Origin of the sequence: Microbispora sp. ZYX-F-249 (assembly GCF_039649665.1) — a bacterium.
Classification (GTDB): Bacteria; Actinomycetota; Actinomycetes; order Streptosporangiales; family Streptosporangiaceae; genus Microbispora; species Microbispora maris.
On the sequence record NZ_JBDJAW010000040.1, the window covers coordinates 58,238 to 67,737 of the forward strand.

At 72.1% G+C, this 9,500-nt stretch carries 7 protein-coding genes; all 7 read right to left on the bottom strand.

The features are described 5' to 3' along the window. Position 1 precedes the first annotated feature (1 nt). Positions 2-1,237: an acyl-CoA dehydrogenase family protein gene (locus AAH991_RS32870; protein ID WP_346229820.1), complete on the bottom strand. Its 1,236-nt coding sequence runs from the start codon at positions 1,235-1,237 to the stop codon at positions 2-4. A gap of 114 nt (positions 1,238-1,351) precedes the next feature. After that, positions 1,352-3,469 (bottom strand): MMPL family transporter, encoded by a 2,118-nt coding sequence (locus tag AAH991_RS32875; RefSeq protein ID WP_346229821.1) that lies wholly within the window; start codon positions 3,467-3,469, stop codon positions 1,352-1,354. 172 nt (positions 3,470-3,641) lie between these two features. Beyond that, positions 3,642-4,889, bottom strand: a complete 1,248-nt coding sequence (locus AAH991_RS32880; RefSeq protein ID WP_346229822.1) for a cytochrome P450 family protein — start codon at positions 4,887-4,889, stop codon at positions 3,642-3,644. A 204-nt stretch (positions 4,890-5,093) separates the two neighbouring features. Next, on the bottom strand, positions 5,094-5,897 hold the full coding sequence (locus tag AAH991_RS32885; protein WP_346229823.1) for a TIGR03084 family metal-binding protein: 804 nt from the start codon (positions 5,895-5,897) through the stop codon (positions 5,094-5,096). Further along, a complete protein-coding gene (locus tag AAH991_RS32890) occupies positions 5,894-6,997 on the bottom strand; it encodes a carboxymuconolactone decarboxylase family protein (RefSeq protein WP_346229824.1) in 1,104 nt (367 codons plus the stop codon). Before AAH991_RS32890 ends, AAH991_RS32885 begins: the two co-directional genes overlap by 4 nt. 11 nt (positions 6,998-7,008) lie before the next feature. Next, positions 7,009-8,667 (bottom strand): GMC family oxidoreductase N-terminal domain-containing protein, encoded by a 1,659-nt coding sequence (locus AAH991_RS32895; RefSeq protein WP_346229825.1) that lies wholly within the window; start codon positions 8,665-8,667, stop codon positions 7,009-7,011. Then, positions 8,664-9,194 (bottom strand): DUF5987 family protein, encoded by a 531-nt coding sequence (locus AAH991_RS32900; RefSeq protein WP_346229826.1) that lies wholly within the window; start codon positions 9,192-9,194, stop codon positions 8,664-8,666. The genes AAH991_RS32895 and AAH991_RS32900 overlap by 4 nt, the downstream gene beginning before the upstream one ends. Positions 9,195-9,500: the final 306 nt, after the last annotated feature.

A 9,500-nucleotide genomic window follows, 5' to 3' on the forward strand; every position in this document is an offset into this window, starting at 1 on the left:
ATCAGCCGACGCCGAACCTCGCGCGGGCGAGCTCGCGGTTGGCGAGACTCGACAGGAAGACGGCCAGGCCCGCGTGGCTGTGCAGCGTGGACATGTCGCGCCACACCCGCTCGATGCGCTCGCCCTGCCGCACGGAGCTCGATCCCGCCGTGGGGAACAGGTGGCCCTCCACGGCCCGCCAGCAGAGCCGGACGACCTCGCGGCTGATCGTCGCCAGCCGCAGCTCGCGTTCCCGGGTGAACGCGGAGGGCCCGCGCTCGCAGGTCTCCCGCCACTGGCGTACGGCGTCGGTCATGGCCGCCTCCGCCGTGGCGATCATCGCGCTGGCCTCGCCGTACCGGAACTGGTAGTCGGGGTCCTCGGTCCTGCTGACGATCGGGAAGAACGTCGTCGTCCTGCTCCGCATCAGGTCCTCGTACGCGTCGAGGGCGCCCTGGGCCATGCCGACGGCCAGCGCGCCCAGCTCGAGCAGCATGAAGCTGAGCGGGCCGCCGCCGTACTGCGGGTTGGCGTGCAGGGCGAGACCCGGCGTGCCGCCGGTGACCGTCACCTGGCTGAGATGGGCGCCGAGCGTGAGGTGGTCGGGGACGAAGGCGTTCTCGATGGAGATGCTGTGCGAGCCGCTCCCCCGCAGCCCGAGCTGCTGCCCCCAGTCGTCCAGGCGCCGCCACTGGTCGCGGGACACGACGAACAGCATGGGCGCCGGCGGCTCCCCCTCCCGGGCGGGGACGAGGGTGTGGCCGAGGAAGTGGGTGGCGTAGGGCGCTCCGGAGCAGTAGTTCCAGACGCCGTCGAGCACCCAGCCGCCCTCGGTGCGCTCGGCCTTGCCGGCGGGCGCGACCGTGGCGGGGCAGATGAAGTCGCCGCCGGCGAACAACTCGGCCTGGGCCGGCTCGGGGAACAGCGTGGCCACCGCGAGCGCGTGCGCGGCGCCGAACAGGTACATCCAGCCGGTCGAGGGGCAGCCGCGGGCCAGCGCGGTCGAGACCCGCATGAAGGTGTCGACCCCGAACTCGTAACCGCCGTACCGCCGGGGAACCAGCAGCCGGTAGAAGCCGGCCTCGGCGAACCGCCGGTGCGTGTCCTCCGCGTAGTAGGTGCGCTCCTCGGTCTCGGCCTGGCGCGCGACCAGGGCCGAGGCGATCGCCTCGGCCCTGGCTACGACGTCCTCGGGCGTGAGACCGGGCTCGGGCGGGCTGGCCGGGGCCCGATCTGCGACACGAGTGACAACTGTCATTGGTTGCGGCCCTCCGTCTCGGATGATGGGCTGGGGGACACCTCCAGCGTCACACCCGTCGTCGTGGCCGCGCATCTCTCCGATTGCCGGGTCTGACGCGCGCGCGGACGCACGTCAGGGGACCAGCGCGGGGGTCTCGCTCCTCTCCTCGGGTCCGGCGGCCGCCGCGCCGTCCTCGGCCGCGAGCCTGCTCGGCCACCAGATGCGCCGCCCGAAGTCCAGGTTGAGCGCGGTGACGAGCACCGAGCGCACGACGAGGGTGTCCAGCAGCACGCCCAGGGCCACCGCGAAGCCCAGCTCGACGAAGAACACCAGGGGCAGGCTCGCCAGCACCGCGAACGTGCCGGCGAGCACCACGCCCGCCGACGTGATGACGCCGCCGGTCGCCGCCAGCCCGGTGAGCGCCCCCTGGCGGGTCCCCCGCAGCCGGGCCTCCTCACGCACGCGGTGCATGAGGAAGATGTTGTAGTCGATGCCGAGCGCCACCAGGAAGACGAACACCAGCAGCGTGAACCCGCCGCCCTCGCCGTTGAAGCCCAGCAGGTGCTCGAACACCAGGACGCTGACCCCGAGCGCGGCCGAGAACGACAGGACGACGGTGGCCATGAGCAGGATCGGCGCCACGACCGCCCGCAGCAGCAGGCCGAGGATCACCAGGACGACCAGCAGGACCAGCGGGATGACGAGCCTGTCGTCGTGGCTGTAGGCCTCGCTCATGTCCAGCGCGAGCGCCGTCTGGCCGCCGACCTTCGCCTCCGCGCCCGGAACCGCGCGCACCGCCTCCCGGACCCGCTCGACGGTCGCCTGGGCGGCGTCGCTGTCGGGCTGGTCCCTGAGAGTGCCCTCCAGGCGTACCAGTCCGTCCTTCACCACCGGCTCGCCGACCTCGGCGATGCCGTCCGCGCCGGCGACGGCCGTCCGCAGCGCGGAGGCGGCCTCGGCCTTCCCGATCACCACGACCGGCTGGCCCACGCCCGCCGTGTAGTGCCTCCCCAGCGCCTCCTGCCCGGCGACGGAGTCCGGCCGGTTGACGAACGAGTCCTCGGCCGACAGCCCGCCCGCGTCCAGCCAGGTGAGCCCGAGCGACATGGCGCCGAGGACGAGCACGGTCGCGATCCAGACGGGACGGGGCCTGCGGCCGATGGCGCGGCCCAGGCGGGCCCAAAGTCCGGCGGCGGACGGCTCGGCCGAGCCGAGACGCGGCTTGACCGGCCAGAAGATCCAGCGCCCGAAGATCACGAGCAGGGCCGGCAGCAATGTGATCATCACGATCAGGGCGACGACGACGCCGATGGCGGTCACCGGGCCGAGCCCCGCCGTGGAGTTCATCTGCGCGAACAGCAGGCACAGCATGCCGATCGCCACGGTGGCCGCGCTCGCGACGATCGCCGGGACGGCCCTGCGCAGGGCGACGGCCATGGCCTGGTGCCGGTCGGCGTGCCGGCGCAGTTCCTCGCGGTAGCGGGCGACGAGCAGCAACGCGTAGTCGGTGCCCGCCCCGAACACCAGCACGGTCAGGATCCCGGCGCTCTGCCCGTTCACGGTGAGGCCGGTGTTCTCGGCGACGAGGTAGATCACGCCCTGGGCGGCCGTCAGCGCCAGGCCCGCGGCCATGACCGGCAGCAGCCACAGCACCGGGCTGCGGTAGGTGAACAGCAGGATCAGGATCACGACGACGATCGTCGCCATCAGCAGCCTGCCGTCGATGCTGGCGAACGCCGCGTTGTTGTCGGCCGTGACGCCCGCCGGGCCGGCGACGTGCACGCTGAGCCCGCCGCTCCCGCTCCCGACGACGTCGCGGATCGCGTCGACCCTGGTGCCGATCTTGTCCCAGCCGTCGCCGGCCATGTCCAGCGGGACGACCACCTGCAGCGCCTGGCCGTCGGCCGCGGGAATCGGGCCGGCCACCTGTCCGGTCACCCCGTCGACCCGGGACAGGCCGCCCAGGTCGGCGGCCGCCTTCGCCCGGTCGGCCTCGGTGATGCCCGACGTGCGTTCGTACACGACGACCGCGGGGCTGACCTCGGCCGTCTGGAATCTCCGCTGCAGTTCGATCACCTGCGTGGCCTCGGCGTCGCCGGGGAGCCACTGGGCCGCGTCGTTCTGCTGGATGCCGCTCAGTTTCCCGGCCAGCGGCCCGGCCGATGCGACGATCGCCAGCCATACGATGACGACCGCCCATTTCGTCCAGCGTCCGCATACCAGGCGTGCGGCGCCGCTCACCCCACTCATTGGATTCCTCCCGGATGTGAAATAGCCGCTTGCGGCAGTGCCTGCAAACGCTAATGGAATTCACCCGGGCGCGGTTCTCGGAAATTGCTTTTCTTGTTTCGGGGAACCGCGCGCCGGATGAATGCGTATCCCCGTGTGAGCGGTGCCTGCCGCGGACGGATCCGCGGCGCTCTCAGTGGGCGGCGCCCACCGCGACGGCCGCGGTCAGCCGGACCGGAAGCGCGCGATGACCGTTCATGATGAAGGTCGGCAGCGGCTGGAGGTCCTCGGCGGCCACGGCGAGGCTCAGGTCGGGGAACCGCTCGAACAGGCTCGACAGGCCGATCTTCGCCACCAGCCGGGCCACGGACGCCCCCAGGCAGTAGTGCGGGCCGTAGCCGAAGGAGAGGTGCTCCTTGTCGGACCGCAGGACGTCGAAGCGGTCCGCGCCGGCCCCGTGCAGGGCCGGGTCCCGCCCCACGGCGCTGTAGTTGACCAGGATGGGGTCGCCCTTGGGGATGGTCACGTCGTCGAACTCGATGTCCTCGACCGCGTACCGCAGCGGCAGGTGCGCCAGCGGCGACTCCACGCGCAGGACCTCGTCGATGACGTCGTCCCAGGTGGCCGCGCCGGACCTGACGAGCTCGAGCTGCTCCGGGTGGCGGAGCAGCGCGGTGATTGCGTTGTCGAAGAAGTTGATCGTCGTCTCCGACCCCGCGCCGAGAATGGCGAAGATCGTGTCGGTCAGCTCCTGCTCGGACAGGCGCGAGCCGTCCTCGTCCCGGGCCGCGATCAGGTCGCTGGTGATGTCCTCCCCCGGCTCACGCCGCTTGGCGGCGATGAGCTCGGCCATCGCGCCACGCCATCCCTGCAGCACGGCCTGCGCCTGCTCCGGGGTGACGGTGGTGTCCACCATCATGTCGATGACCTTCGCCGTCTTGGCCCGGGCGTCCTCGGACATGCCGATCAGGTCGGCCACCAGCCGGGCCGGCAGGGGGTAGGCGAACCGCTCGCGCAGGTCGACCACCTCGCCCGGCCCGGCGGCCGCCAGCCCGTCGAGCAGTTCCTCGGTCAGCTGCACGATGCGGGGCCGGATGGCCTCGGTGCGCCGCGGCGTGAACGCCTTGCCGACCAGCCTCCGCAGCCGGACGTGGTCCTTGCCGTACGCGGTGACCATGTTGTCCATGGCCACCCAGCTGATCATCTCCCAGTCCGGCGGGATCTCGCCGTTGATGAACGCCGGCCAGTGGTTGCGGGCGCTCTTGGTCACGTTGGGGTCGGTCAGCACCCTCCTGATCGCGGCGTGGCTGTTGATCGACCACGCGACGATCCCGCCCGGCAGCTCGACCTGCACGGCCGAACCCTGCGCCCGCAGGACGTCGGCCTCGGCGTGGATGTCGCGTCCGGTGGTGTCGAGTGCGAAGGGGCAGCGTTTGTCCATTGATATCTCCAGGATCGCTTGACCTGCCGGGCATGCCGACGCCGGCGCGGGACTGACAGAAGGAAAACGGCGAGGTCGGGCATAAGACCGTGAGCCGCCGACCACCGGATGAGAAGGACGTTTTTTCGGCGACAACTCTTATGCGGTTAATAGTGCGTTTTATTTGTCAGATCGGGCATCTTCCCGCGTGCGCTCGCGACGGAGTCAGCGGGCCAGGGCCGCGAACTGACCGGGGGCGCGTCCGGCCCCGGCCGGTCCCCGGTACGCCTGGGCGATGTCCAGCCAGCGGTCCGCCTCGTCGCCGACCGCGGTGACCGCCACGTCGTCCCTGTGCCGCCGCCGGGTCACCAGCAGGCAGAAGTCGAGCGCGGGCCCGCTGACGCGGTTCTCGGCGTCCTGCGGCCCGTACGCCCAGAGCTCGCCGGAAGGGGCGGTGATCTCGAAACGGAACTCGGCCGCCGGCGGCGTCAGACCACGGCTGAGATAGCCGAAGTCCCGCGTGAGCACCGCGAAGACGACGAGGTGGGCGAGGCCCTCGGACCACTGCGGGTCCACCCCCAGCGCGTCGGCGATGTCCTGCCCGTGGGCGAACTGCTCCATGACGCCCGCGCACGCCAGCACGACCGGCGGCAGCGGATTGACCAGCCAGGGCACGGTCTGTCCCGCGGGCACCGCGGCCAGGGCCCTGTTCACCCACTCGCGCTCGGCCCGCCAGCGGCCCAGCAGCACCTCGGGCGTGTCGTTCTCGTACTGCTTGAGCGCGGCGTTCACCGCGCCGTCGAAGTCGTTCTTCGCCGCCGCGGTCATCGCCTCGAAGGCCGCCGCGTCACTCGCGGCGGTGGCGGCCAGCCGGAAGATGAAGGCGAGGTGGGCGATCTGGTCGGCGATCGTCCAGCCGGGCGCGGGGGTGGGCAGTCTCCACTGGTCCGCGTCGAGTCCTGCCACCAGGCGGTCCAGCTTGGCGCCTTCCGTGGCGAGATCCCTGAGCACGGTCTGCACGTCGGTCATGGGACGGTCCTTCCGTTACGGGTCGTGTGGAGCACGGGTTCCGGACCGGCGATCCAGGCGCCGGCGGTGCGGGCGGCGGCGAGACTCGCCCAGGAGGTCAGCTCGACGAGGGCCCGGTCGCCGGGGTCGGTACGCCGGAAACCGGCGATCACCTGGTGGTCGACCTGGTAGGACGCCAGCGCCGTGAGCAGGGCCAGCCGCCCGGCGGGGCGGCACTCCTCCGGCAGGGCGCGGACGCGGTCCTCGGCCCATGCGCGGCTCGGCCCGGCCGGCTCTCCGTCCCACTCGGCGAGCGCGGCGGAGACCAGCTCGCGCACCGGCTCGGGCACCGCGCGGCGGCCCGCCTCCTCGACCGCCGCGGCGGCCTGCGCGAACGCGCCGGTGAGGTGCGGCGCGCCGGCCGCCCACGACAGCTCCGCGGGCAGCGGCGCGGCGGGCAGCAGATCCAGCGACAGGCCCGGCCGCGCCGCCCTGCGGGCCGTGGTGCTCATCACCAGTCCGAACAGCCGCATCAGGCCGGGCCGGGCCCGCGCGGGCACGTCGGGCGGCAGCGGCGACTCGCCGAGGAAGACGTTCACCATCCGGTTGAGGTAGTGGAAGGTGACGGCGACCGCGACCAGTTCGGCGTTCTCCTCCGGAGTCCGACGCGGGAGCCGTACGGCGGTGGACCGCCGGCCGAGTCCGCGCGCCCACTGCGCGATCTCGCGGACCTCGGGGTCGCGGATGTCGCCGATGCGGTCGGCGGCGATCTCGGCGGCGTATCTGCCGCGCGTCAGGCCGCGCAGCGTCGCGCCGTGCACGTCCGCGCAGTAGGGGCAGCGGTTGGCGGCCGAGACGGCGGCCGCCACGACCTCTCGCAGCGACCGCGGGACGGCTCCGGCGGCGAGCAGCGACTCCCGCAGCATCGTCCAGCAGGCCGCCAGGGACCGCGGCGCGGGCGAGTGCAGGATCACCGGCGGCGCCAGCATGCCGAAGTCCTGTTCCAGTTGCCCGTAGACCCGGCGGACCAGGCCCGTCGCGGTGGCCGGCGACACGGGGGTGACGTGCCCGACCTGCGCGAGCGAGCCCGGCAGTGTGGCCTTGGTGAGGATCGCGCCCATCGTCGCCTCCCCTACTTCCGGGTCAGGCTGGGGAGCAGGTCGGCCACACCGCGGCGTCCGCTGGTGGAGCCGTCCGGGGCCGGGGCGCCGTAGGCGACCTCCACGCCCCGCTCCCGCGCCGCGCGTACGATGCCGGGGATCGCGCGCTCGGCGAGCGCCGCGATGGTCATGGCGGGGTTGACGGTCAGCGCGGTCGGCACGGCCGAGCCGTCGGTGACGAAGATGCCGGGGTGGCCCCGCAGCTCGTTGCGGTCGTCCAGGGCGGACGTGGCGGGGTCGTCGCCCATCCGGCAGGACGCCAGCGGATGCACCGTGTAGGCGCCGACGACGTCGTTCGTCCAGGCGGTCACCTCGGCCAGGCCGTCGCGTTCGAGGATGTCCTTGACCTCGGCGTCCGCCATGGCCCAGGCCCGGAGCGTGGTCTCGGCCGGGTCGTAGCGCAGCCTGCCGATGCCGAGCATCTGCTGGGAGATCCGGTCGGCGTTGCCGGCCGCCGGCGGCGGCCCGAAGACGCCCTCGTTCGCGTCTTCGATCATCTGGAAGATGATCAGCCAGGACTGCCAGCGGCTGAGCATCTCCTTCTTCCGCGCCCCGAACCAGCTCGGGCCGCCCGCGGCGTCCGCCACCTGGGCGAGGATCGTGCCGAGCCCCGGCGGGAAGTACAGCTGCTCCAGGGAGTAACGGGTGAACTCGGGCAGCGATCCGTCGAGCCTGTCCCAGTTGGCGACGGTGGGGCCCTTGCCGATCTGGTTGGCCGCGTAGGCCAGGCCGTCCTCCCGGGTCAGGCCCAGCACCTCGCGGACCCGGTCCTCGTTGAGCACGGCGGTGTTGAGACGCTCCCCGTTGCCCGAGAAGTACCGCCCCACGCCGTGCGGCATCCGGCCCAGCGAGGGCTCGCTGCGCTGCAGGATGACCGGCGTGGCTCCGGCCCCGGCGGCGAGCACGACGATCTTGGCGTCGATCGCCCCGCCCTCGCCGCGGACCCGGTAGTCCTCCTCGTCGATGATGTCGTAGTGAACCCGGTAGGAGCCGTCGTGGTTGCGCTCGATGCGCTGCACCTCGTGCAGCGGCCGGATTCGAGCGCCGTGGGCGAGGGCCGCGGGCAGGTAGTTGAGCAGCAGCGACTGCTTGGCGTCGAACCGGCAGCCGGCCATCATCCAGTTGCAGTTGACGCAGTGGTCGCGGTCCACCGCGGCGGGGACGGGGTTGGCCGTACGGCCGGCGTGGTCGCAGGCGGCCGCCCACAGCCCGCCGGCGTAGGTGACGTCGTTCCAGTCCTGCTTCGTGATCGGGATCGACTCGGCGACCCGGTCGTACCAGGGGTCGAGCGTGTCGCGGCTGACCGACGCCGGCCACACCCGCCGGCCGAGACCGGTCTGCTTGTCGAAGACGAACCGCGGGGCGCGGGGCATCGCGGCGAAGTAGACCACGCTGCCGCCGCCCACGCAGTTGCCGCCGAGGATGCTCATGCCGTCGCCCACGACGAAGTCGAAGATCCTCGTGTACGACGACCCGAGCATGAAGTCGTGCTCGAAGTCCTTGGCGGTCAGCCACGGCCCGCGCTCCAGGATCACGACCTTCGCGCCGCCGGCGGCGAGGTGATAGGCGGCGATGGCGCCGCCGAAGCCGCTTCCGACCACGAGGACGTCCGTACGCTCTGTGCTGGTCATGCGGGGCTCCCTGAGGGGGTCGTGTCCGGGTGCAGGCGGGCCAGCGGCCGGCCGTACGAGAACGCGGGGAACCGCCACAGGCCGCCGGGGCCGGGCCTGGTGATCCCCATCGCGGCCAGCCCGGGGTGGCCCGCGGCGATCGCCTCGGCGGTGTGCATGTGGGCCGCGGAGTCGTAGGCCATGTTGCTGAACAGCGTGAGAAGGACCCAGAAGGCCTTTTCGGGGTGACCGGGAGCGACGAGCCGTCGCACCAGCTCGGTGCGGTGCGCGTACGGCAACGCGACGAACGGCGGCACCGAGGGGTCCGGATCCAGGCCCGTCTCGGCGGCGTACTCGCGGGCGTGGTCGTTCAGCAGGCGGACGTAGTCGTCCAGTCCCTCGCTGATCCCGGTGGCGTCCCACTCCATCAGCTCGAGGGCGCCGGCCTGGACGGCACCGCCCCCGGCGGCCGCCCCGGCCACGGCCCGGTCGCCCGGATGCCTCTTCTCCCCGGGGACGATCGTGTCCGCGAAGGCTTCCAATGTCATCGTCCGGGTCTGCTCTTCCGCTGGGGTTCGCGACGGCATGGACGTTCCCTCACCTCTCGTTTTCGGCTCAGGGTCGTGTCCATCGTCAGGGCGGGCGGAATGCCGCGCATCTTCCCCGTTGCCGTTCGAGGACGCGCCTGCGGAATTCGTCCACCCTTTTCGCGGCAGGAAGCGGTCATCGCGCGTGCAGGTTGCTGACTCGGAATGGAATGTTCAGTAAGCCTGACTGTCAGCAAAATGATTCTTGTCCGCACAACGAGGCCGACAAGAAAGGGACTGACAATGAAGGCCGTGCGCAACGTGAGC